The organism is Streptomyces sp. L500 (assembly GCF_054551825.1).
The window spans coordinates 65,773-86,674 of the sequence record NZ_JBTOLC010000006.1; the positions used below are offsets into that span (position 1 = coordinate 65,773).

Genomic DNA, 20,902 nt, shown 5'->3' on the forward strand with positions numbered 1-20,902 from the left:
CGCGAGGCGACCGCCGGATCGATGTCCGCGGCGGCCGTCAGTGAGCCGTGCGGGTGTTCCAGATCGCCTGGCTGCCGTCGTAGATCACGACATTGCCGTCGTCCTGGACGGCCAGGCGCGACCCGGGGTGCCCGGCGGTGCCCGAGTTCCAGACGGCCCTGCCCGAGCGGGTGTAGACCACGAAGTTGCCGTCCTCCTGGAACACCGCACGCCAGCCGCTGTTGACGGTGTTGGAGGCCCAGCGGGCCCGGTTGAACTCGTCGTAGACGACGAGGTTGCCGTCGGACTGCATGACCAGCCGGGCGGTGTCGGACGACACCGACTGGTCTCTCTCCAGGACGAACGGCGCGTTGCGTATTTCTGTCGACATGGCTGTGGGTGCGCTCGTCCGGGTCGCGCCGGTCGTCGAGGAGGTGTGATCGAGGGTGGCCGCGCCGGCCTGGCCGCCGAGGGTGACGGCCATCAGCGCTGCGGCCGCGAGCGTCGTTGCGGTCTTCTTCCCCACGAAAGGATCCCTTCGTCGAGTGGCTCTTCCACCGGTGCCCTCGGGTGAAGGCGGGCGGAAACGAACTCTCGCAGCTTCCCCGGTCACGGAGGACCGCTCGGTTCCCGTATGACGGGTTCACACCGGCCTTTGACCAAAGAACTCGCGTTCGATGCTTTTCCGCCGGTGAAAAACCACGCCCTTGGCGGGAACTAGAGCGGACGGTCCTGAAATGATGTGGTCCTGCTGGAGCGGCGCCACAGGAAATTGACGGCGGCGTGGACGGCGAGCGCCACCGGCAAGGCCGGGAGGACCTCCCAGGGGACCGCGCCGAACGCCGCCAGCAAGGCGAGGACCGGGACGGCCAGCGCGGTGGGAAACGTCTCGATCAGTGCGAGGCGGACACGGGTACGGATACGGCGGTGGCTCACGGCCGGGCTCCTTCGACGGAAGAGGGCGGAACAGGGCGGAGGGAATCGACGCGGGCGGCGTCCAGATAGTCGGCCAGTTCCCGCCAGTCGTCGGCCGGGGCGTCCGGCTCACCGGACATCGCGGCCGGGTCGTCACGCCACGCCGCCCGCACGCCGGTGGAGATCCCCGCGTCGCCGCCGGTGAACAGCGTGCTCAGCTCGTCCATGCGCGCCACCAGGCGCCGGACCTTCGGATCGGTGGGCGGGGTCCCGGCCGTACGGAGCCGGTCGGCCCGGCGGTAGAGCTCCGGCCATTCGATCCGCAGCAGGTAGTGCGCCGCGGGTCCCAGGGCGGCGGCACGCGTCTCCAGCACCCGCATCCGGTCGTCGTCCAGGTGGCGGCGCAGCGTTCGTTCGCCCTCCGGGCCGGTGCCGCCGATGGCGTGCAGCGCGTCGAGCAGCATGCCGGTGGTCGGGTACCGGTCGGACGCGAGGCTGTCGCCGAGGCGGCGCAGCCGTTGCCGCAGGACGTCGAGCGCGGCGATGGACGCCTCGACCTTCGCCAGGTGGTCCCGGACCAGCCGTCCGGGGTCCACTCCGGCGTCGAGGCAGACGGCGATGGTGTCCAGGCCCAGCCCGAGGCCGCGCAGGGCGAGCACCTGGTAGAGCCGGACGAGGTCGTCCTCGGTGTACTCCCTGTGCCCGCCGGCGGTGCGCCGGGAGGGGCTGAGCAGGCCGATGGTGTCCCAGTGGTGGAGCGTCCGGACGGTCAGCCCGCTGGCCTCGGCGAGCGGACCGACCTTCCAGGTCGTGGAAGCGGTCATGGGGACAACGATGCATCCTCACGCCGCGTGAGGTTCAAGCCGGGATCCTGACCGCCGGCGGAGCGCTCAGTAGCGCAGCACCGCCGCCAGCCGGTCCTCCTCGGCGAGGGTGTCGTCCCGGACGAACTCGACGTCCGCTCCGTTGTCCAGCGCCGCCTCGACGATCTCGTCGACGACGTCCTCGCGGATGGCGGGGTCCGCCGTCAGCGGCTCGGCGGGCTCCTCCAGGCGCACCGGGTGGCCGCCGTTGCCGTCGACGCGGGCGGTGATCTGGTAGTGGTCCTCGACCGCGAGGAGCGCCACCCGGCCCTGGCGGACGGTCTGCCAGATCTCGTCCAGCCCGGAGGTGAAGCGCTTCTGGCCGCGCGCGTCGCTGAGGCGGCGCAGCACCTCGCCCTGCCGTGCGGCGCGGCGCTCCTCGAACGCCGGGCGCAGCACCTCGGCCAGTGCGTGTGCGGACAGGCCGATCGCGCCGCCCTGCTCGGTCCGGGAGGTGATCGCGCCGGGCCTGGGGCACAGCTTCTCGAGGAGGGCGATCTGCTCGCGCAGCCCCACGACGTACAACGGCCGGGGTTCGCGGTCCAGTACGGGCATGAGGGCCCCGACGACGGTGCGCGTGTACTGGCGTTCGCGCTCCACGTGGGCCTCCTCGCGCGCGGTCGTGGCGTGATTGCCGACCTTGTCGAAGTTGGCGCCGGGCAGGGCGTCCTCGTGGTCGGGGAGGGAGGGGCGGACGGGGAAGCCGTGGCCGATGGTCTCCACGAGGTGGTCCCCGGCACCGTCCCACAGCCGGGTCTCGGACTCGGAGAGCACCAGCACCCAGTACGGCTCCTCGGACAGCCGGGCCGCGACCAGGTTGCGGGTGAGGAAGGTGTCCGAGACCACCACGCGCTGCGGCACGGTGCGCGGCAGGTACCAGACCTGGTGCTCGCCCGGGGCGGCCAGGATGAGCAGGCCGTCGCTGGAGTGGGCGAGGTCGACCTCCCTGACCGCCGCGTCGATCTGCGCCTCGACGTCGATGCGCGCCGAGCGGCTCGCCCTCGGGTCGTCGGCGAGCCGCCGCTTGGCCTCCGCGACCGTGTTGCGCAGCCTGACCTGGTCCTCGGTGCTGGTCGGGGCACGGCGCGTGGTCGGCAGGAGCAGTGACACGGCCGGGTACGGGCGCTCACGGCGCAGGTCGCGGAGCGTCTCGTCGGTCAGCTCGCCGATGTCCATCAAGGTCCTCCTCGGGCCTGCGGGGTGTCTTCCAGCTCACCAGAGGCATGGCCGAACGGCCAATCGAGCGGGTCCACCCGGTGCACGGTCGCGGTGCGCCTACCCGTGCGGGGGCTGTCCACCCATGCGGGGGCCGGCTCCCCGTACGGATGACTTCCCCCGCTCGTCCGACGGTCGGATCGTGGGTCGCGGTAGCGAAGAGTCATGACGAAGCGCACCGTCCGCGGCGTTCTGCCGGCCCTGCTCACCGCCGTGGCGCTGATCGGCGGCGCGTCCGGCCCGTCCGGTGCCCGCTCGTCCGTCCCGCCGGACCGCCGTGCGCACGAGGGGACCCGGGCGGCCATGGAGGCGCTGGTGCGGGCCGGGATGCCCGGCGTCGTCGGCCAGGCGCGCGAGGGGCGCGCCGGGAGCGACGGGCGCCGCGTCTGGAACGGGTCCGCCGGGACGGCCGGACTCGGGCGGCCACGGGCGCCGCGGGCGCGCGACCGGTTCCGGATCGGCAGCAACACCAAGACGTTCGTCGCCACCGTGGTGCTCCAGCTGGAGGCCGAGCACCGGCTCCGGCTCACGGATACCGTGGAGCGCTGGCTGCCGGGCGTGGTGCGCGGCCACGGCAACGACGGGCGCACCGTGTCCCTGCGCCGGCTCCTCGACCACACCAGCGGGATCTTCGACTACGCGGCGGACCCCGCCCTCCACAAGCGGCTCTTCGAGCGGGACTTCCTCCACCACCGCTTCGACACCTACACGCCACGGCAGTTGGTGCGCACGGCCGTGTCCCATCCGCCGCTCTTCGCTCCCGGCAAGGGCTGGAGCTACTCCAACACCAACTACGTGCTGGCCGGGTTGGTCATCGAGAAGGTCACCGGCCACCCCTACGGCCGGGAGGTCCGCGACCGTGTCCTGCGCCCCCTGGGCCTGCGCGCCACCTCCGTACCGGGCCGGTCGACCGCCCTCCCCCGGCCCTCCGGACGCGGCTACATCCGCTTCCCGGACGAGCCGGGGACGCCGTTCCACGACGTCACCGGCATCAACCCGACGGAGGCGTGGGCCGCCGGCGAGATGATCTCCACCGTCGGCGACCTCAACGCCTTCTACCGGGCGCTGCTGGGCGGCCGGCTCCTGCCCGCCCGCCAGCTCGCGGAGATGCTGACCACGGTGGACACCGGGCTGCGCCCGCCGGCGCGGTACGGGCTGGGCATCGCGGCACGGAAGCTGTCCTGCGGGGTGACGGTGTGGGGGCACGACGGCGGGATCCAGGGGGCGGTCTCCCAGGTGAGCAGCGTGCGGGACGCCTCGCACACGGCCGCGTTCGGCGGCAACGCCCTCGGGGTGCCCTTCGACACGCTCGCCCTGGCGGAGGCCGAGTTCTGCGGGAGGGCGCGGTAGCGCCGCGCGCGTCGAGCGCCCCGGGTGTCGGGCGTCCCGGTGACGTGGCCGGCGGCTACTACGCGAAGGCCGGCCAGGACCCGGGATCCACATGGGTGTTCTCGGGTACCTGTGCGTGGGCGTACCAGCCGCCCTGGGTCTCCCATACCGTTTCGGAGCGGTGGGGGGTGAAATCCACGGGGTGCCCCATGGGCCAGGTATCCGGCACCCCCCAGGAACGCACCCACGCGTTGAGTTCCGGCCACCCTTTGCACGGGGTGTCGGCCAATCGCCGGAACACCTTGCCGTTGACGCGGCAGAACGGGAAGAACAGCGCCTCGATCTGAATGACGACCTTTCCCGCACGGTCGGTCCGCGTGCCGCCCGCGAGGTCGTGCACCGCCTTGCTCCGGGACGTCGCGGGGAAGAACTGGGCGAAGGCGCCGGCGAACGGGTCCCAGAGGATGTGTGGCGCCTTTTCCTTCCCGTCGTGGGTGAAGAAATTCTGGAGATTGGTGAAGGGGACAAGGTCCTGCGGATTCTCCGCCGTGGCGTTGTCACGGTCCGCTGTGATGTGCGCGATGGCCTTCGGTGGAAAACCCGGGTCGTAAGGGGCGTGGTCACCGACGTCCATGTTGATGGCTTGCGGCATCCATATCTCGGCCATGGTCCGCCTCCTGCCGTCATGTCGTGTCCTTCAAGAGTCGTCCCGTGGGCACGGTCCGGCCACTGGTGGGCCTGCCCGTGCCGCCGGGCGTCTCAGCCGCGCACGCGGCAGCGCCGGACGAGCCGTCCCAGGTCGGCGAAGCCGTAGCCGTGGGCGCGGGCGGCGGCGATGATCCGTGGCAGGGCGTCGGCGTCCAGCACGGAGTGGCGCGCGTCCGTGGAGCCGACGTGCATCTGGATGATCGCCCCCGGTGAGAACGCCCGCTCCGCCCGCCGGACGACCATGTCCACCGTCACGCCCCCGTCGGGCCCGCGCCAGCCGGCCGTGTCGTCCACCCACTCGACGACGGGGTACCCGAGCGCGTTGACGTCGCGGACGTTCCGCTCGGTGAACTCGCCGTACGGGAACCGGAAGGCCACGGGCGTACGGCCGGTGGCCCGGCGGATGGCGCGTGCGGACAGGACGGCCTCCCGGCGCTCCTCGGGGAAGGACAGGCCGGGGAACCTCGGGTGGCTGTAGGAGTGGCTGCCCACGGGGTGGCGGGCGGCCAGCGCGCGGGCCGCGTCGGGGTGGCGGTCGGCGAAGTCCCCCGTCAGGAAGAACATGGCGGGCACCCGCTCCCTGCGGAGCACGGCCAGGACGCGGCTGACGCCGTCCTCGTTCCACGCCGCGTTGAAGGTCAGCGCGATGACCTTCCGCTCTGTGGGAACGCGCCGGAGCGCGGCCCCGGAACACCCCGGCCGCCCGGGTTCTCCCGCCGCGCCCGGAGCCGCCACGGCGAGCAGCGTCAGAAGGACGGCCACGACCGCGGGCCACCGACGGGACCAGAACATGTGAACACTCCTCCGCGCGGAAACCCGGGACGATCTCACGCGATCCGGTGCCGTCCGCTCGCACGCCGTGCCGATAGATCGTTTCTCCTTCCCCCGTACGGGCGATACGGCGCGTGCCGTCCCGGCACCGGGGCAGACCCCTTACGACCAAGCCGATGACCGGATAAGAGGTACTTCATGCGCCGCACCCCTGTCATGACCCTTGGCACCGCCGCCGTGCTCGGCCTCCTGCCCGGCTCGCCCGGGACGGCCGACAGCGGCACCCCCACCACCACCGCGTGCCGGCTCCCCGCCCCCACGCGGCCGGGCACCCGGTTGCGCGGCACCGCCCCGGTGGCACGCTTGACCTATGGCCCGGCCCAATGACGAGGTCGAGGCGGTCCTCCAGGAGTACGCCGACCTCGTCGCGATCACCGGTGGCGACGCCTTCAAGGCCCGTGCCTACGAGAAGGCCGCCCGCGCGATCGGCGGCTACCCCACCGACATCTCCACCCTCGACGCCGAGGGCCTGCGGGAAATCCCCAACGTGGGGAAGTCCATCGCCGACAAGGTCCTGGAGTATCTGAGCACCGGCCGCATCCCGGCCCTGGAGGAGACCAGGGCGGCGATCCCGCCCGGCGTCCGGGAGCTCATCGCCATCCCGACGCTGGGCCCCAGAAAGGCCATGACGCTCTACGAGGAGCTGGGCGTCTCCTCCGTGGAACAACTCCTCGACGCCATCCACGACAAGAAACTGCGCGACCTCAAGGGCTTCGGGCCCCGGACCGAGGAGAACATCCTCCACGGCATCGCCCTCGCCCAGAAGGCGGGCGGCGCCGGCGGCCGCATCCTCATCGACGCCGCCATGGACGTCGCGGAACAGATCGTCGCCGAGCTCTCGGGGACGCCCGGCTGCGAGGGGTGCGCGTACGCCGGGTCTCTGCGCCGCATGCGGGAGACCATCGGGGACATCGACGTCCTCGTCGCCGCCACCCGCTCGGGCCCGTTCATGGACGCGATCGCCGCCCTCCCCTACACCGCCGAGGTCATCGCGCACGGCGAGAAGAAGACCTCGATCCGCACCACCAAGGGCCTCCAGGTCGACCTGCGCGTCCTGCCGCCCGGTTCCTGGGGGGCCGGGTTGCTGTACTTCACCGGCTCCAAGGCGCACAACATCCGTATCCGTGAACTCGCCGTCCGCCACGGGTACAAGCTGTCCGAGTACGGGCTGTTCCACGCCAAGAGCGGGCGGCGGATCACCTCGGCGACGGAGGAGGACGTCTACGCCCGGCTGGGCCTGCCCTGGATCCCGCCCACCCTGCGCGAGGACCGGGGCGAGGTGGCGGCCGGGCTCCGCGACGAGCTGCCCGAACTCGTCGAGGACGGCGACATCCGGGGCGACCTCCACACCCACACCGACCTCACGGACGGACTGGCCTCCCTGGAGGACATGGTCACCGCGGCCGCCCGGCGCGGCTACTCCTACTACGCCGTCACCGACCACGCCCCCGACCTGTACATGCAGCGGATGACGGACGCCAAGATCCTCGCGCAGCGCGAGCGGGTGCGGGAACTCGACGGGAAGCACCGGCGGATGCGGCTGCTGCACGGCGCCGAGCTGAACATCGGGCCGGACGGGGAGGTGGACTGGCCCGGGGAGTTCCTGGCGGGGTTCGACCTGTGCGTCGCGTCCGTCCACTCGCACTTCAACCAGAGCCGGGCGGAGCTGACCCGACGGCTGGTGCGGGCCTGCGAGAACCCCCATGTATCGGTCATCGGGCACCCCACCACCCGGCTCCTCGGCAAACGGCCCGGAATCGACGCCGACTTCGACGCCGTATTCGAGGCGTGCGCGCGGACCGGCACCGCCCTGGAGATCAACGCCCATCCGGAGCGGATCGATCTGTGCGACGAGGACATTCTGCGGGCGAAACGGTACGGGGTGAAGTTCGCGGTGAACACGGACGCGCACTCCACCACGCATCTTCCATATATGCGCTACGGCGTGGGAACGGCGCAGCGTGGCTGGCTGACCAAGGACGACGTCATCAACACCTGGCCGCTGCAACGGCTGTGCCGTTTCCTGTCCCCCAAATGACGGGGATTCAACCGATCAGGCCTCAGACGGCCGCGGCGGCGGCTTCGGCGTGGCCCTTGGCGCGGGCGCGCTTGGAATAGGTGATCGTCCAGGCGATCAGAAGGGCGGGGACGCCATAGGCGAGGACGGAATTCACGGCGACCATGGCGCCGGTCGACAGCGCGTAGGACAGTCCGACGCGGGCGATCGCCTCGACGATGTATCCGAGGCCCCAGACCGTGGTGATCAGGGTCATCGTCCGCCGGAAACTCTCGTGCCGCCAGAGGCCGTTCCAGTGGGCGACGGCGTTCGCGGAGCCGTCGGTGCCGAATTTCCGGCCGAGGTAGAACATCAGCGGGCGCGGGGTGGCCAGGCTGATCAGGCAGACGACGCCGAAGAGGCCGGTGATCAGGGAGTCCTTGACCAGCAGCAGGCGGGCCGAGTGCGGTCCGACGCCGGTGACGGCGATGGTCAGCACCAGGAAGATCAGGGTCAGCACGGCGAACTCGTCGACGCGCCGGTGCCAGATCAGGTAGATGACGACGTCCACCACCGGCCAGACACCGGAGGCCACAAGGGCGGAGAAGTCGCTCCAGCCCGCGTCGGTGAGCTGGTTGTAGGTGACGAACGGCAGCACCACATTGCAGGCGATGGTCACGGCCCAGCTCAGCATGGCGCCGGCCCCGAAGCGCCGGGACGGCGCGGATGACGTAGATGTCGCGGATGACGCTGTGGTCATCGATTCCCCCAAGATCAAATGAGCAAAACGGGGGGACTGTAGGGGAAAGACGTCATCGGCAGCAAGATCGTTAATCTCAACTCCTCTTTTATTCACCATATCGGGCGGAAATCCTACTTTCCCTGACCTCCACGCCCAGTCCCCGCCATAGCGTGCCCCCGACGGTCCCATCCGCACCGAAAGGCCGCGCAGGCGATGCCCAACCCCTTCGAGCTGCCCCGCTTCTACACACCGCACCCGGCCCGCCTCAATCCCCATCTCGAGGGCGCGCGGCGGCATTCGAAGGCATGGGCGCGGCGGATGGACATGATCGAGGGATCGGGCGTCTGGGACGAGAGGGAATTCGACTCCCACGACTACGCCCTGTTGTGCTCCTACACCCACCCCGACGCCTCCGGCCCCAAGCTGGACGTGGTCACCGACTGGTACGTGTGGGTGTTCTTCTTCGACGACGACTTCCTGGCCCGGTTCAAGCGCACGGGCGACACCCTGGGCGCCCGCGCGTATCTCGACCGCCTCGGCGCCTTCATGCCGCTCGGCCCGGACGACGCCGTCCCGGAGCCCACCAACCAGGTGGAGGCGGGGCTGGCCGACCTGTGGGCGCGTACGGTGCCGGACATGTCGCCGGAGTGGCGGCGGCGCTTCCGGGAGAGCACCTGGCATCTGCTCGAGGAGTCGATGTGGGAGCTGTCGAACATCAACGAGGGCCGTGTCGCCAACCCCGTCGAGTACATCGAGATGCGCCGCAAGGTCGGCGGGGCGCCCTGGTCCGCCCACCTCGTCGAGTACGCGGCGGGCGCCGAGGTGCCCGACGCCGTGGCGGCGACCCGGCCGCTGCGCGTCCTGAAGGACACCTTCGCCGACGGGGTCCACCTGCGCAACGACCTCTTCTCCTACCAGCGCGAGACCGAGAACGAGGGCGAACTCGCCAACGCCGTCCTCGTCTTCGAGCGCTTCCTGGGCTGTGACACCCAGCGGGCCGCCGACGCCGTGGGCGATCTCCTCACCTCCCGCCTTCAGCAGTTCGAGCACACCGCCCTCACCGAGGTCGGCCCGGTCCTGGGGGAGCACGGGCTGGACGCGCGGGCGTACGCCGACGTCTTCGCCTACGTCAAGGGCCTCCAGGACTGGCAGGCCGGCGGCCACGAGTGGCACCTGCGCTCCAGCCGCTATATGAAGAGCACCACGGGCGGCCCCCGGGTGCCCGAGGCCCTGCTGGGCGGGCCGCTCGGCATCGGCACCTCGGCGGCCCTGCTGGTGCCCTCGATCCTGGCGACGCTGCCCGCGCGGCTGCGCGGGTTCACCCACGTCCCGTTCGAGAAGGTGGGCCCGCTGCCGCGCCCCGACTTCGAGATGCCCTTCCAGACCCGGCACAACCGCCACCTGGAGGCCACCCGCCGACACGGCGTCGACTGGGCCCGTCGCACGGGCATCACCGTCCCCAGCCCCGCCGACCCCCTCGCGGGCCACTGGGACGAGGGGAACCTCCACGACTTCGACCTGGGGCTGTGCGCCGCCGGCATCAGCCCGGAGGCCAGCCCCGACGAACTGGACCTCGCCACGGACTGGCTCATCTGGGGCACCTACGCGGACGACGTCTACCCCGCCCATTTCGGGCGGCGCCCCGACGGACTGACGGCGGCGAAGGACTGCACCGACCGGCTCAAGCTGTTCATGCCGCTGGACGCCGTCGTCACCGAGACACCGCTGAACTGCCTGGAGCGGAGCCTGGCGGACATCTGGGTCCGGACGGTGACGCCCATGCCCGCCGCCGACCGCGCGGTGTTCCGGCGGGCCGTCGAGGGGATGCTGGACAGCTGGCAGTGGGAGCTGACCAACCAGCGCATGAACAAGATCCCCGAGCCGGTCGACTACATCGAGATGCGCCGCGACACCTTCGGCTCCCCGCTCACCATGACGCTCTCCCGGCTCCGCCACGGCAGGGCACTGCCCCCCGAAGTCCTCGCCTCACGGCCCGTCCAGGCGCTGGAGAACGCCGCCTCGGACTACGCCACGCTCATGAACGACGTCTTCTCTTACCAGAAGGAGATCGAGTTCGAGGGCGAGGTCCACAACTCCGTCCTGGTCGTCCAGAACTTCTTCGACTGCGGGCGCGAGGAGGCCCTGGGCATCGTCGCCGACCTGATGAGGTCCCGGTTGCGGGAGTTCCTCCACATCGTCGCCACGCAACTGCCCGCGCTGTGCGAGGAGTTCGCGCTCGACGTGCAGGCCCGCATCGCGCTTGACGGCTACGTCCAGGAGCTCAAGGACTGGCTGGCGGCCATCCTCACCTGGCACCGGGAGTGCCGGCGCTACGGCGAGGCCGACCTGATCCGCCGCCGCGCCGCATCCGCCACCGTGTCGCCCCCGGAAGCGCCCCTGGGCGCGCCGGCCGGCCTCGGTACCTCGGGGGCCCGGCTCGCGGCCCTCCTGCGGGGCTGACGCACGGGGAGTACGGCGAAGGCCCCCACCGACCGGTGGGGGCCTCCGCTGTCGTTCAGTGCGCCACCAGGGACTCGAACCCCGGACCTGCTGATTAAGAGTCAGCCGCTCTGACCAACTGAGCTAGCGGCGCGGCACACATACTACCCGATCGGCTGACGGGCTCGTATCCCGGGAACGTGTGCCGGCCGTCGGTGTGCGGACGGTTCGACGCCGCCGTGGGCGAGGCGGTGTTGGTCCGGAAGGCCCATGGTTGCCCTCCCCGTCCCAGGGGCATGATCGCCCGGTTGGTTCCACCCCATAACCACGTCAGGAGATCCCATGCAGCGGATCGGTATCGCCGCCACCGCGGCGGCCGCCGCCCTCGCGCTCGTTCAGGTGCCCGCCTCCGCGCAGCCGCCCACCACCGCGGCGAACGGACCGGCGTCCTGGACGGCACCGTCCTGCACCCGTGTCGCCGGTGACGGCTCCGTCACCTTCACCACCGACGACGGCAGGACCCTCGCGCCCACCTCCGGCACCCTCAAGGCCACCGGCTACACCCACGGCCTGGTCGCGCTGGACACCCCGGGCACCCTGCTCGCCAGCCACAACGACGCCCTGCTGCGCTCCACCGACGCCGGCTGCGTCTGGCAGCGCGTCGCCACGCTCGGCGGCGCGTCCACGCGGCTGGCCGCGGCACCCGGCGGGCGGGCCTTCGCCTGGCAGAAGAACGGCCGTTACCTCACCCGCGTGGACGGCACCACCGTCACCCCCCTGAAGGCGCCGACCGCGCGCGTCAGCGGGCTGGGCACCGACCGGGCGCGGCCCGGTCATGTGCGCCTGGCCGGGGACGACGGGCAGTTGTACGACTCGGTGGACGGCGGGGCCACCTGGCGCCGCGCCGGCACCCCGGCATTCGGCGGCACGGCGAGCGTCTACGGCGTGGCCTTCGACCCGGCCGATCCGGATCACGCCGTCGCCGGGGGCATGGCGACCGGTGGGGCCGTGACCACCGACGGGGGCGTCACCTGGCGGGCGGCGCACGGGCTTTCGGCCGAGGGCGGGCGGGCCAACCTCTTCGACGCCGCCGTCTCCCCCGCCGACCCCAGGGTCGTCTACGCCCTGGGCATCGACCTGGTGGAGGCCGCGCCGGGCTCGTCCTCCGAGGGGCGGCATCTGTACCGGTCGGCCGACGGCGGCCTGACGTACGTCAAGGTCGTCGACGACTCCGCCGCCGTCAAGCTCACCAACGGCACGCTGCTGGCGCCCAGTCCGGTCGACCCGAAGGTCCTCCACTTCACGTACGGCACGTACTTCCAGAACTACGGCACCGATCTGTTCCGCTACGACGCCTCGACGGGCCGGGTGACGGCGACGCACAACGCCTACGACGGCGTCTCCGCGATCGCCTTCAACCCGGCCCGGCCGGACGTGATGTACCTGGGGGTGGACGAGGTGCGGGTCGACTGACGCGCGGGCCCCGCGCGTCACGTCATCGGCGCCCGCCCGGCTCGCGCGGGGTGCCCTTCAGCGTCACGGTGATGCCGGACCGCGCGTTGGCCACGGTCACCGCGTACGGACCGAACACTCTTTCCGGGGGCGGGAGATAGCCGTCGGGCACGACGGTCTGCCGCAGGTAGTACGCGCCCGGCGGCAGGCCCCGGAAGGCGCAGCGGCCCGCGCGGTCGGTGGTGCAGCCGGGGTCGGCCCGGCGGTCGGGGGCGGCGCCCGCGATCTGGAGCCCGGGGCGGCGGTTGGTCTCGCGCCACAGCTCGAAGCGGGCTCCGGGCAGCGGTCGGCCGGTGCGGGTGTCCTTGGTCACCAGGTGGATCGAGCCGTAGGAGGCCGGGTCGGGGGTGCTGCCGGCGGTGAGGGAGACGCCCTGGGCCGCGTTGACGGCGGTGAGCTCGAGCGGCCCGAACACCGTGCGGTCGGGCAGCCGGTAGCCGGGCGGGGGCTGGAGCTGCTGCCAGTAGTAGGTGCCGGGTTCGACCGTGCTGCGGCACACGCCGTGGGTGTCGGAGACGCACTCGTCGGCGGAGCGGGTGTCGGGCCGGTCGCCGGAGGTCTGGAGGCCCGGGACGCCGTTGGTGTCCCGCCAGAGCTGGAAGCGGGCGCCTTGCAGCGGGCGGCCGTCCTGGGCGTCCCGCTCCACGACCGTCACCTCTCCGGTGGGCCGGGGCGGGGGCGCGCAGTCGGGGAGGTCGCCGGTGAAGGGGTAGGCGTGGAACTCCTGGCCGCTGTCGCCGCCCGTGGCGGAGGTGTGGGTGAGCGAACCGGCGGTGAGGAAGCGGCCGTTCATGCCCGGCAGGGTGACCGTGGCCTCGCTGGTGGGGTCGCCCACCAGGACGCTGCCCTGGAACTGGCCGGTGCCCAGGAAGTCGACGCGCCGGGCGTCGGGGACGTTCCACAGCAGGCGCTCGCGCAGCCGGTTGAAGGGGTTGTCGTCGGTGGCACGGCCGCTGAAGGTGTTGACGACGCGGGAGGTGCCTTCGAGGTTGACGAGGACGGTGGCGCCGGCGGGGATGCCGGTGAAGCGGATGGCCTGCTGGCCGCCGTCGCGGCCGACGAGGTCGAAGCCGACGTGGAACACCTGGAGCCGGGAGGTGCCGTCGCCGGTGAACACGGTCTCCGTACCGGTGTTGCGGGCGGTGCCGGTGGCGGGGCGGGCGCGTCCGTCCGCGCCGCGGGCGTAGCAGCGGCTGGTGGCGACGAGCCGCTCGCGCAGTCCGGCGTAGGGCCGGGCGGCGCCCGCGGCCGCGGCGTCGCCGCCGATGACCAGGCCGGAGACGTCGCCCGCGTGCCGGACGACGCCGCGTTCGGCGTCCAGCCGCTGGCCGGGGGCGACGAGGACGTCCCCGTCGGTGGTGAGGAAGTCGGCGCCGTCGGACGGGGGGACGCGGGAGCCGACGTGGAGGACGCCCACGGTGTAGAGGGCGCCGCCGGAGGTCTTGTTCACGTCGAAGTCGCCGAGGGTCACCACCCGGCCCTCGGCCCCGGCGGCGCCGCCGCGGACGCGGAAGTCGCCGCCGGTGAAGACGTTGACGTTGTCGTCGCGGCCCGTGAACGGCCTGTCGTTGAGGGCCGGGTAGGTGCGGGGGCAGCTGCCCGGCAGGCAGGGGCCGAGGCCGCCGGGCAGCGGGGCCGCCTGGGCGGGCAGGGCCAGGCCGCCGAGGGCGGCGGCCGCGGTGGCGGCGCCCGCCGCCGTGCGCCGCAGCCAGGTGGCGCACCGGGTGCGGAAGCGGGTCCGGGGGGCGTCGGGGGGCCTGGCCGTGCCTTCGTTCACTTTGTCTCCGCCTGGTCTAACCGATTTGTCGACGTTTTCGCCGCACGGTCCCGACTATGGCTTTGACCATCTCTTCAGATATTCCGACGCGCCGGGTCGTGACCCGAACAGCCCCCTCCCCGGCGCGCCCGGCCGGGCGGCGTCACGGACGCGGCGTCACCTCGGCCATGGCCGACCAGCCGGTGCCCGGCGTCTCGACGTGGATGATCTCCGGCGTGCTCGCGACGACGTCGGGCATCCAGGCCATGGCGGTCTTGAAGTGCTCGGAGTTGACGTGGACCTCGCCGGCCGCGCTGTCCTTGAACGCCTCCAGCAGGACGAACTGGTGGGGGGTCTCGACGCTCTTGGACCACTCGTAGAAGACGTTGCCGTCCTCCGCGCGGGTGGCCTCGGTGAAGTCCTTGACCAGGTCCAGCCACTCGGCGCTGCGCTCGGGGCGGATGGTGAACTTGACGGCGATGAAGATCATGCGTGCTCCCGGGGGGTGCGGACGGCCGGACGGCTGAATCGCCACCATCGTGCCCCGGCCCGTCGCGGCCCGCGAACGCCGGTGCGACCGATTCCGGCCCTGCCGGAAAACGGGCCGTCCCCAGGGGGCGCGGGACTCACCCCGCGAGAGCGGCCGCCCGGTCGCGGAGCTCCGCCAGGGCCAGCCGCAGCAGGGGGTGCCCCTCGCTGCCCCGGCGGACGGCGGTGAACACCCGGCGCGTGGGTCCCGGACCGCGCAGCGGGCGGACGGCGGGGGTGAGCGCCGGACGGATGCCGTGGAGGGCCGAGCGCGGTACGAGCGCGACGCCCGCCCCGACGGCCACCAGCGCGCAGACCGCCGAGAAGTCGTCCGAGAGGCACTCCACGCGGGGCCGGAACCGGGCCTCCTCGCAGGCCCGCACCACGGCCTCGTGGACGGGGTTGCCCGGCCAGGGGGTGATCCACGGGTCGTCCCGCAGGTCCGTGAGGTCCACCTCGGGCTTGTCGGCGAGACGGTGGCCGGGTGGCAGGACGGCGTCGAAGGGCTCCTCGTAGAGCGGGGCGTGCAGCAGCCGCCCGGCGTCGGAGACCAGGGCGTCGCGGTGCTCGACGGCCACGGCGATGTCCGCCTCGCCGTCCAGGAGCAGCCGGGCGCTGGTGTGCCCCTCGGCGTCCTTGACCCGCACCCGGACCTGGGGCGCCCGCCGGCCGATGGCGGCCACGGCGGGGGCGACGACCTCGGTGATGGACGTGGCGAAGGCCGCGACGGTCACCTCGCCCACCAGGCCCGTGGAGCACCGGGCCAGGTCGGCCTCGGCCCGCTCCAGCTGGGCGGCGATCTCCACCGCGTGCCCGGCCAGGACGCTGCCGGCCGCCGTGAGCCGCACGGTGCGGCCGCGCCGCTCCAGCAGGGCGTGCCCGGTCTCCGCCTCCAGGGCGGCCAGCTGCTGGGAGACCGCCGAGGGCGAGAGGTACAGGGCGTGGGCGGCTGCGGTCACGGTGCCGTGGTCGGCGAGGGCGCTCAGCACCCTGAGCCGGCGGGGGTCGATCATTTGTCCACTATCGCATCCATGAAGCAGAGCTTCACAGGTGTCAGCGCATAACGTTGATGGACTTCACAGTCCTCAGCCGCCACAGTGATCCCCCATGAGGGCATTGGTGAAGACCGCGGCGGGGCCGGGTCTCGAACTGACCGAGGTACCGACCCCCGAGGCCGGTCCCGGGCAGGTACTGATCAAGGTGCTGCGCACCGGCATCTGCGGCACGGACCTGCACATCGACAGCTGGGACGACTGGGCGGCCCGCGTGGTCCGCGCTCCCCTCGTCGTCGGTCACGAGTTCGCGGGCGAGGTCGTGGAGACCGGCCCCGGCGTGACCACCGTGAGCGCCGGCGACATCGTCAGCGGCGAGGGCCACCTCGTCTGCGGCACCTGCCGCAACTGCATGGCCGGCCGCCGCCACCTGTGCATCCGCACCATCGGCCTGGGCGTCCACACCGACGGCGCGTTCGCCGAGTACGTGGTCCTGCCCGAGTCGAACGTCTGGGTCCACCGGCACGAGATCGACATCGACGTCGCCGCGATCTTCGACCCGTTCGGCAACGCCGTGCACACCGCGCTGTCCTTCCCGGTGCTCAACGAGGACGTCCTCATCACCGGCGCCGGCCCGATCGGCATGATGGCCGCGGCCGTCGCCAACCACGCCGGGGCGCGCTCCACCGTGATCACCGATGTGAGCCCCTACCGGCTCGCCCTGGCGGAGAAGATGGGCGCCACCGTCGCCCTCGACGTCAGCGACCGGCGCATCGCCGACGTCATGCCGGAGCTCGGCATGACCGAGGGCTTCGACGTCGGCATGGAGATGTCCGGCCGCGCCGACGCCCTCCAGGACATGATCGCGACCATGTCCCCCGGCGGCCGGATCGCCGCCCTGGGCCTGCCCACCGGCGACGTGAGCATCGACATGGCCACCGTCGTCACCCGCATGCTGACGCTGCGCGGCATCTACGGCCGCGAGATGTTCGAGACCTGGTACGCGATGTCCGTGCTGCTGCGCAGCGGCCTCGACATCTCGCCGGTGATAACGCACCGCTTCGGTTTCGAGCAGTACGCCGAGGCCTTCGCCACGGCCCGCTCCGGCCGGTGCGGGAAGATCGTCCTCGACTGGACCCGTCCGGTCCTCCCCTGACGCCGTCCCGCCCCCGACGCCGGTCATCCCCCTGGCGTACGACCACACCACGAGGAGTCCCCCCGTGTTCGACAGCATGCGCGAGCACCTGCGCAAGGAGCTGCAGGACATCCGCGACGCCGGGCTGTACAAGTCCGAGCGCGTGATCACCAGCCCGCAGTCCGCGGCCATCAGCGTCGGTGACGGCAAGGTCCTGAACTTCTGCGCCAACAACTACCTCGACCTCGCCGATCACCCCGAGGTCATCGCCGCCGCGAAGACGGCCCTGGACGACTGGGGCTTCGGCATGGCCTCCGTCCGGTTCATCTGCGGCACCCAGGCGCCGCACAAGGAGCTGGAGGAGAAGATCTCCCGGTTCCTCGGCATGGAGGACACGATCCTCTACAGCTCCTGCTTCGACGCCAACGGCGGTGTCTTCGAGACGCTGCTGACGGCCGAGGACGCGGTGATCTCCGACGAGCTCAACCACGCGAGCATCATCGACGGCATCCGCCTGTCGAAGGCGGCCCGCTTCCGCTACCGCAACCGTGACATGGCCGATCTGGAGCGCTGCCTCAAGGAGGCCGAGGGCGCCCGTCACAAGCTGATCGTCACCGACGGCGTCTTCTCCATGGACGGCTACATCGCCCCCCTGGACGAGATCTGCGACCTGGCCGAGCGCTACGGCGCCCTCGTCATGGTCGACGACTCGCACGCCGTCGGCTTCGTCGGCGAGGAGGGCCGCGGCACGCCCGAGCTGTTCGGGGTGACCGAGCGGGTCGACATCATCACCGGCACCCTCGGCAAGGCCCTCGGCGGGGCCAGCGGCGGCTACGTCGCCGCGCGCGCCGAGATCGTGGAGCTGCTGCGCCAGCGCTCGCGCCCGTACCTCTTCTCGAACTCCCTCGCGCCGTCCATCGTCGGCGCCTCGCTGCGGGTGCTCGACCTGCTGACCGAGTCCGGTGACCGCCGGGCGCGGCTGCGGGAGAACACCAAGCTCTTCCGCGCGGAGATGACCGCCGCGGGCTTCGACATCCTGCCGGGCGAGCACCCGATCGCCCCGGTGATGGTCGGCGACGCCGCGCTGGCCGGCCGGATGGCCGCGGCGCTGCTGGAGAAGGGCATCTACGTGATCGCCTTCTCCTACCCCGTCGTGCCCAACGGCAAGGCGCGCATCCGCGTCCAGCTGTCGGCCGCGCACTCCCGCGAGGACGTGCTGCGCACGGTCGCCGCGTTCCGCGAGGTCCGCGACGCGCTGGTCGCCACGGCCTGAGCGCGATGACGCCCGTGGGGGCCCGTCCCGGATCACCGGGACGGGCCCCTGCGGCGTGTCCGGCCCGGATCAGTCCGCGAGGCCGGCGACGCCCGCCTTCGCGTACTTCTCGTCGAGGTCGCCGCTGGGCGCGCCCGCCACGCCGATGCCCGCGACCGGGGCGCCCTTGTCCTGGACGGGGGCGCCGCCGGGCAGGAAGAGGGTGCCCGGGATGTCCTTGAGGTTCGGGGTCTGCTGGAGCCGCTTGACCAGCTCCGAGGTCGGGGCGTTCCAGGAGACGGCCGTGAACGCCTTGCGCGCGGCGGACTCGTAGGACTGCGGGCCCGCGCCGTCCCCGCGCAGGGTCACCACGGTGTTGCCGTCGCGGTCGACGACGGCGACGGACACCTTCTGCCCGTCCTTCCTCGCGGCGGCGAGCGCGGCCTGCGCGGCCTTGGCCGCCGCGTCCACCGACAGCCGGTTCACCTGGACCAGGCCCTTGGCGGCCGGGGCCGGGGCCGGGGCGGCGGCGGGGGCCGGGGCCGCCGACGCGGCGACGGCGCCGAAGGTGACGGCACCGGCGACGGCCACGGCGACGGAGCCGGTGATCACACGGGCGCGGACGGAGACGTTCTGGAGGCTCTTCATGGGGAACTCCTGACGGAACTGATCGGAGCCGATCGGGACGTCACCATCCTCGAAGCGATCACGCCCCCTCCCGGTCATCGGTCCGGAGGGCATCCGCGCGCGGTTCGGACGACCCGGGGTCGACCGATCGGATGATGCGAGGGCGATCACCAGGGGTTAGGACAGAAGACGTGAACACGTACGTGACCGGCACCGCCCCACCGCTCCCGGACCGCGACCCCGACGCGCGGTGGTTCGCCGTCGTCCGGCACACCGCGTTCTTCCTCCTCCTCGGCGCGTCCCTCGTCCGCTTCCTGATCCGCCACGCGGGCCAGCCGCACACCCCGTGGATCATCGCGCTGAGCACCCTGCTCGGCATCCTCTACGTGCTCGGCGCCGGCCTCGACGACGCCGCCCCGACACAGCGGCGGCTGTGGCTCGGCGCGGTCGTCGGGGTGTGGGTGGTGCTGGTGGTCGCGGCCCCGAGCTTCGCCTGGTGCGCCGTACCGCTCGTCTACACCGCCCTGCGCACCCTGCCCGTCCGCGGCTCCCTCGTGCTGATCACGGGGCTGACGGTCTTCGTCGTGGCCGCGCAGATCAGCCTGTTCGGCTTCGACCCCAACCTCGTCGTCGCGCCGCCCACCGTCGCCGCGCTGGCCACCGCCGCCTTCGTGCACATGGAGCGGCAGCGGGCCCGGCAGGACGCCCTGATCGGCGATCTGCTGCGCACGCGCCGGGAGCTGGCCGCGACCGAGCGCCGCGAGGGCGCGCTCGCCGAGCGGCAGCGGCTGTCGATGGAGATCCACGACACCCTGGCCCAGGGCCTGTCCAGCCAGCAGATGCTGCTCCAGGCGGCCGACCGGATCTGGACGGCCGACCCGGGCACGGCCCGCCACCACGTCCGCGCCGCGGCGGACGTCGCCGCCCGGGGCCTGGCCGAGGCCCGCCGCTTCGTCGCGGACCTGGCCCCCGCCGACCTCGCGGGCGGGGTGCCCCTGGCGGAGGCGCTGCGCGCCCTGGCCGAACGGGAGCCGGTGCCCGGCCTCACGGTGCGCTTCCACCAGGAGGGGACGCCCGTCCCCCTGCCGGAGAGCGCGGAGTCGGCGCTGCTGCGGATCGCGCAGGGCGCGCTCGCCAACGTCCGCGAGCACGCGGGGGCGAGCACCGCGGCCCTCACCCTCACCTGGCTCGACGACCAGGTCGTCCTCGACGTCGCCGACGACGGGCGGGGCTTCGACGCCGGTACCGCCCCGGTGGCCGGCCCGGGGCGCGGCCACGGCCTGCCCGCGATGCGGGCCCGCGCGGGCCGGCTGGGCGGCCGGCTGAGCGTGGAGTCCGTGCCCGGCGAGGGCACCGTCGTCTCCGCCGCCCTCCCCCTCGTCTCCCCCGACTCCCCGGAGCTGTCATGAGCGCCGCCACGCCCGTCCGTCTGCTGCTGTGCGACGACCACGCCGTCGTCCGCGCCGGGCTGCGCGCCCTGTTCGCCAGCGAACCCGGCATCGAGGTCGTCGGCGAGGCGGGAACCGGCGAGGAGGCCGTCGCCATGGCGGCGAAGCTGCGGCCGGACGTGGTGCTGATGGACCTCCAGCTGGGCCCGGGCATCGGCGGGGTGGAGGCCACGCGCCGCATCACGGACGGGCCGGACGGGGTGCGGGTGCTGGTGCTCACCACCTACGACACGGACGCCGACGTCACCCGCGCCCTGGAGGCCGGGGCCACCGGCTATCTGCTGAAGGCCGAGCGGCCCGAGGAGCTCTTCGCGGCCGTGCGGGCCGCCGCCCAGGGCCGTACGGCGCTCTCCCCGCCGGTGGCCGGCCGGGTCATGGCCCGGCTGCGCGGCACCCGGCCCGCCACCGGCACGCTCACCGACCGCGAGCGCGACATCCTGGGCCAGCTCGCGCGCGGCCTCGGCAACCGGGACATCGCCCGGGCGCTGTTCATCAGCGAGGCCACGGTCAAGACCCACCTGGGCCGCATCTACGCCAAGCTGGGGGTGGACACCAGGGCCGGCGCGGTGGCCGTAGCGAAGGAGCAGCGGCTGCTGGGCTGAATGTCAGCCCGTCCGGCGTTTGAGGACCGGGGT

The 20,902-nt window shown here is 72.6% G+C and carries 20 protein-coding genes and 1 tRNA gene; 9 read left to right on the forward strand and 12 right to left on the reverse strand.

Annotated features, from left to right (window positions below):
- Positions 1-37 precede the first annotated feature (37 nt).
- The 4 genes from ACX9I7_RS08935 to ACX9I7_RS08950 all read right to left on the reverse strand — a co-directional run bounded on the left by ACX9I7_RS08935 (position 38) and on the right by ACX9I7_RS08950 (position 2,933).
- Complete coding sequence (locus tag ACX9I7_RS08935; RefSeq protein ID WP_459386998.1) at positions 38-505, reverse strand: hypothetical protein; 468 nt, start codon at positions 503-505, stop codon at positions 38-40.
- 191 nt (positions 506-696) lie between these two features.
- Positions 697-915, reverse strand: a complete 219-nt coding sequence (locus ACX9I7_RS08940) for a hypothetical protein (protein WP_387572362.1) — start codon at positions 913-915, stop codon at positions 697-699.
- On the reverse strand, positions 912-1,718 hold the full coding sequence (locus tag ACX9I7_RS08945; RefSeq protein WP_387572365.1) for a MerR family transcriptional regulator: 807 nt from the start codon (positions 1,716-1,718) through the stop codon (positions 912-914). The genes ACX9I7_RS08940 and ACX9I7_RS08945 overlap by 4 nt, the downstream gene beginning before the upstream one ends.
- 66 nt (positions 1,719-1,784) lie before the next feature.
- A complete protein-coding gene (locus ACX9I7_RS08950) occupies positions 1,785-2,933 on the reverse strand; it encodes a baeRF3 domain-containing protein (RefSeq protein ID WP_387572368.1) in 1,149 nt (382 codons plus the stop codon).
- 204 nt (positions 2,934-3,137) lie between these two features.
- Between ACX9I7_RS08950 and ACX9I7_RS08955 the strand changes: the two genes are divergently transcribed.
- A complete protein-coding gene (locus ACX9I7_RS08955) occupies positions 3,138-4,322 on the forward strand; it encodes a serine hydrolase domain-containing protein (protein WP_459386999.1) in 1,185 nt (394 codons plus the stop codon).
- 58 nt (positions 4,323-4,380) lie between these two features.
- Here ACX9I7_RS08955 and ACX9I7_RS08960 read toward each other — a convergent pair whose 3' ends face one another.
- Both ACX9I7_RS08960 and ACX9I7_RS08965 read right to left on the reverse strand, forming a co-directional pair.
- Positions 4,381-4,968, reverse strand: a complete 588-nt coding sequence (locus ACX9I7_RS08960; RefSeq protein ID WP_459387000.1) for a hypothetical protein — start codon at positions 4,966-4,968, stop codon at positions 4,381-4,383.
- A 92-nt stretch (positions 4,969-5,060) separates the two neighbouring features.
- Positions 5,061-5,801, reverse strand: coding sequence for a polysaccharide deacetylase family protein (locus tag ACX9I7_RS08965; RefSeq protein WP_387572377.1), 741 nt, complete (start codon positions 5,799-5,801; stop codon positions 5,061-5,063).
- A gap of 177 nt (positions 5,802-5,978) precedes the next feature.
- Between ACX9I7_RS08965 and ACX9I7_RS08970 the strand changes: the two genes are divergently transcribed.
- Positions 5,979-6,167, forward strand: coding sequence for a hypothetical protein (locus ACX9I7_RS08970; RefSeq protein ID WP_387572379.1), 189 nt, complete (start codon positions 5,979-5,981; stop codon positions 6,165-6,167).
- Positions 6,151-7,878 (forward strand): DNA polymerase/3'-5' exonuclease PolX, encoded by a 1,728-nt coding sequence (gene polX / locus ACX9I7_RS08975; RefSeq protein WP_459387001.1) that lies wholly within the window; start codon positions 6,151-6,153, stop codon positions 7,876-7,878. Before ACX9I7_RS08970 ends, polX begins: the two co-directional genes overlap by 17 nt.
- 22 nt (positions 7,879-7,900) lie before the next feature.
- Here polX and ACX9I7_RS08980 read toward each other — a convergent pair whose 3' ends face one another.
- Positions 7,901-8,530, reverse strand: coding sequence for a VC0807 family protein (locus ACX9I7_RS08980; protein ID WP_358623024.1), 630 nt, complete (start codon positions 8,528-8,530; stop codon positions 7,901-7,903).
- A 261-nt stretch (positions 8,531-8,791) separates the two neighbouring features.
- On the opposite strand from ACX9I7_RS08980, the gene ACX9I7_RS08985 reads away from it, so the two are divergent.
- Positions 8,792-11,038 carry a terpene synthase family protein gene (locus tag ACX9I7_RS08985; protein ID WP_459387002.1) on the forward strand — a complete coding sequence of 749 codons (2,247 nt, stop codon included), beginning with the start codon at positions 8,792-8,794 and terminating at the stop codon, positions 11,036-11,038.
- A gap of 59 nt (positions 11,039-11,097) precedes the next feature.
- Here ACX9I7_RS08985 and ACX9I7_RS08990 read toward each other — a convergent pair.
- A tRNA-Lys gene (locus ACX9I7_RS08990) sits at positions 11,098-11,171 on the reverse strand.
- Positions 11,172-11,359: 188 nt separating this feature from the next.
- On the opposite strand from ACX9I7_RS08990, the gene ACX9I7_RS08995 reads away from it, so the two are divergent.
- Positions 11,360-12,490 (forward strand): WD40/YVTN/BNR-like repeat-containing protein, encoded by a 1,131-nt coding sequence (locus ACX9I7_RS08995; protein ID WP_459387003.1) that lies wholly within the window; start codon positions 11,360-11,362, stop codon positions 12,488-12,490.
- 22 nt (positions 12,491-12,512) lie between these two features.
- Here the strand turns inward: ACX9I7_RS08995 and ACX9I7_RS09000 are convergent, their stop codons facing one another.
- The 3 genes from ACX9I7_RS09000 to ACX9I7_RS09010 all read right to left on the reverse strand — a co-directional run bounded on the left by ACX9I7_RS09000 (position 12,513) and on the right by ACX9I7_RS09010 (position 15,826).
- Positions 12,513-14,306 (reverse strand): choice-of-anchor A family protein, encoded by a 1,794-nt coding sequence (locus ACX9I7_RS09000; protein WP_459387004.1) that lies wholly within the window; start codon positions 14,304-14,306, stop codon positions 12,513-12,515.
- Positions 14,307-14,448: 142 nt separating this feature from the next.
- The gene (locus tag ACX9I7_RS09005) at positions 14,449-14,775 is read right to left on the reverse strand and encodes a putative quinol monooxygenase (protein ID WP_387572395.1); all 327 of its coding nucleotides are present in this window, start codon (positions 14,773-14,775) and stop codon (positions 14,449-14,451) included.
- Between the two features lie 136 nt (positions 14,776-14,911).
- On the reverse strand, positions 14,912-15,826 hold the full coding sequence (locus tag ACX9I7_RS09010) for a LysR family transcriptional regulator (protein ID WP_387572398.1): 915 nt from the start codon (positions 15,824-15,826) through the stop codon (positions 14,912-14,914).
- A gap of 94 nt (positions 15,827-15,920) precedes the next feature.
- Between ACX9I7_RS09010 and tdh the strand changes: the two genes are divergently transcribed.
- Positions 15,921-16,961: an L-threonine 3-dehydrogenase gene (tdh, locus tag ACX9I7_RS09015; RefSeq protein ID WP_387572401.1), complete on the forward strand. Its 1,041-nt coding sequence runs from the start codon at positions 15,921-15,923 to the stop codon at positions 16,959-16,961.
- Positions 16,962-17,025: 64 nt separating this feature from the next.
- Positions 17,026-18,213, forward strand: a complete 1,188-nt coding sequence (locus ACX9I7_RS09020; protein WP_459387005.1) for a glycine C-acetyltransferase — start codon at positions 17,026-17,028, stop codon at positions 18,211-18,213.
- A 69-nt stretch (positions 18,214-18,282) separates the two neighbouring features.
- Here the strand turns inward: ACX9I7_RS09020 and ACX9I7_RS09025 are convergent, their stop codons facing one another.
- Positions 18,283-18,840 carry a GlcG/HbpS family heme-binding protein gene (locus ACX9I7_RS09025; RefSeq protein ID WP_459387006.1) on the reverse strand — a complete coding sequence of 186 codons (558 nt, stop codon included), beginning with the start codon at positions 18,838-18,840 and terminating at the stop codon, positions 18,283-18,285.
- 131 nt (positions 18,841-18,971) lie between these two features.
- On the opposite strand from ACX9I7_RS09025, the gene ACX9I7_RS09030 reads away from it, so the two are divergent.
- Both ACX9I7_RS09030 and ACX9I7_RS09035 read left to right on the forward strand, forming a co-directional pair.
- Entirely contained in the window at positions 18,972-20,228 is a 1,257-nt protein-coding gene (locus tag ACX9I7_RS09030) for a sensor histidine kinase (protein ID WP_387572410.1), read from the forward strand.
- Positions 20,225-20,869, forward strand: coding sequence for a response regulator (locus ACX9I7_RS09035; RefSeq protein WP_387572413.1), 645 nt, complete (start codon positions 20,225-20,227; stop codon positions 20,867-20,869). Before ACX9I7_RS09030 ends, ACX9I7_RS09035 begins: the two co-directional genes overlap by 4 nt.
- The last annotated feature ends 33 nt before the right edge of the window (positions 20,870-20,902 follow it).

Excerpts from the sequence above, each read along its gene's own strand:
- tdh (WP_387572401.1), top strand. The coding sequence starts at position 15,921 with ATGAGGGCATTGGTGAAGACCGCGGCGGGGCCGGGTCTCGAACTGACC.
- ACX9I7_RS08970 (WP_387572379.1), top strand. The coding sequence starts at position 5,979 with ATGCGCCGCACCCCTGTCATGACCCTTGGCACCGCCGCCGTGCTCGGC.
- ACX9I7_RS08995 (WP_459387003.1), top strand. The coding sequence starts at position 11,360 with ATGCAGCGGATCGGTATCGCCGCCACCGCGGCGGCCGCCGCCCTCGCG.
- ACX9I7_RS08955 (WP_459386999.1), top strand. The coding sequence starts at position 3,138 with ATGACGAAGCGCACCGTCCGCGGCGTTCTGCCGGCCCTGCTCACCGCC.
- ACX9I7_RS08950 (WP_387572368.1), bottom strand. The coding sequence starts at position 2,933 with ATGGACATCGGCGAGCTGACCGACGAGACGCTCCGCGACCTGCGCCGT.
- ACX9I7_RS08960 (WP_459387000.1), bottom strand. The coding sequence starts at position 4,968 with ATGGCCGAGATATGGATGCCGCAAGCCATCAACATGGACGTCGGTGAC.
- ACX9I7_RS08965 (WP_387572377.1), bottom strand. The coding sequence starts at position 5,801 with ATGTTCTGGTCCCGTCGGTGGCCCGCGGTCGTGGCCGTCCTTCTGACG.
- ACX9I7_RS09035 (WP_387572413.1), top strand. The coding sequence starts at position 20,225 with ATGAGCGCCGCCACGCCCGTCCGTCTGCTGCTGTGCGACGACCACGCC.
- ACX9I7_RS09025 (WP_459387006.1), bottom strand. The coding sequence starts at position 18,840 with ATGAAGAGCCTCCAGAACGTCTCCGTCCGCGCCCGTGTGATCACCGGC.
- ACX9I7_RS09005 (WP_387572395.1), bottom strand. The coding sequence starts at position 14,775 with ATGATCTTCATCGCCGTCAAGTTCACCATCCGCCCCGAGCGCAGCGCC.
- ACX9I7_RS08945 (WP_387572365.1), bottom strand. The coding sequence starts at position 1,718 with ATGACCGCTTCCACGACCTGGAAGGTCGGTCCGCTCGCCGAGGCCAGC.
- ACX9I7_RS09010 (WP_387572398.1), bottom strand. The coding sequence starts at position 15,826 with ATGATCGACCCCCGCCGGCTCAGGGTGCTGAGCGCCCTCGCCGACCAC.
- ACX9I7_RS08980 (WP_358623024.1), bottom strand. The coding sequence starts at position 8,530 with ATGCTGAGCTGGGCCGTGACCATCGCCTGCAATGTGGTGCTGCCGTTC.
- ACX9I7_RS08985 (WP_459387002.1), top strand. The coding sequence starts at position 8,792 with ATGCCCAACCCCTTCGAGCTGCCCCGCTTCTACACACCGCACCCGGCC.
- ACX9I7_RS09030 (WP_387572410.1), top strand. The coding sequence starts at position 18,972 with ATGATGCGAGGGCGATCACCAGGGGTTAGGACAGAAGACGTGAACACG.
- polX (WP_459387001.1), top strand. The coding sequence starts at position 6,151 with ATGGCCCGGCCCAATGACGAGGTCGAGGCGGTCCTCCAGGAGTACGCC.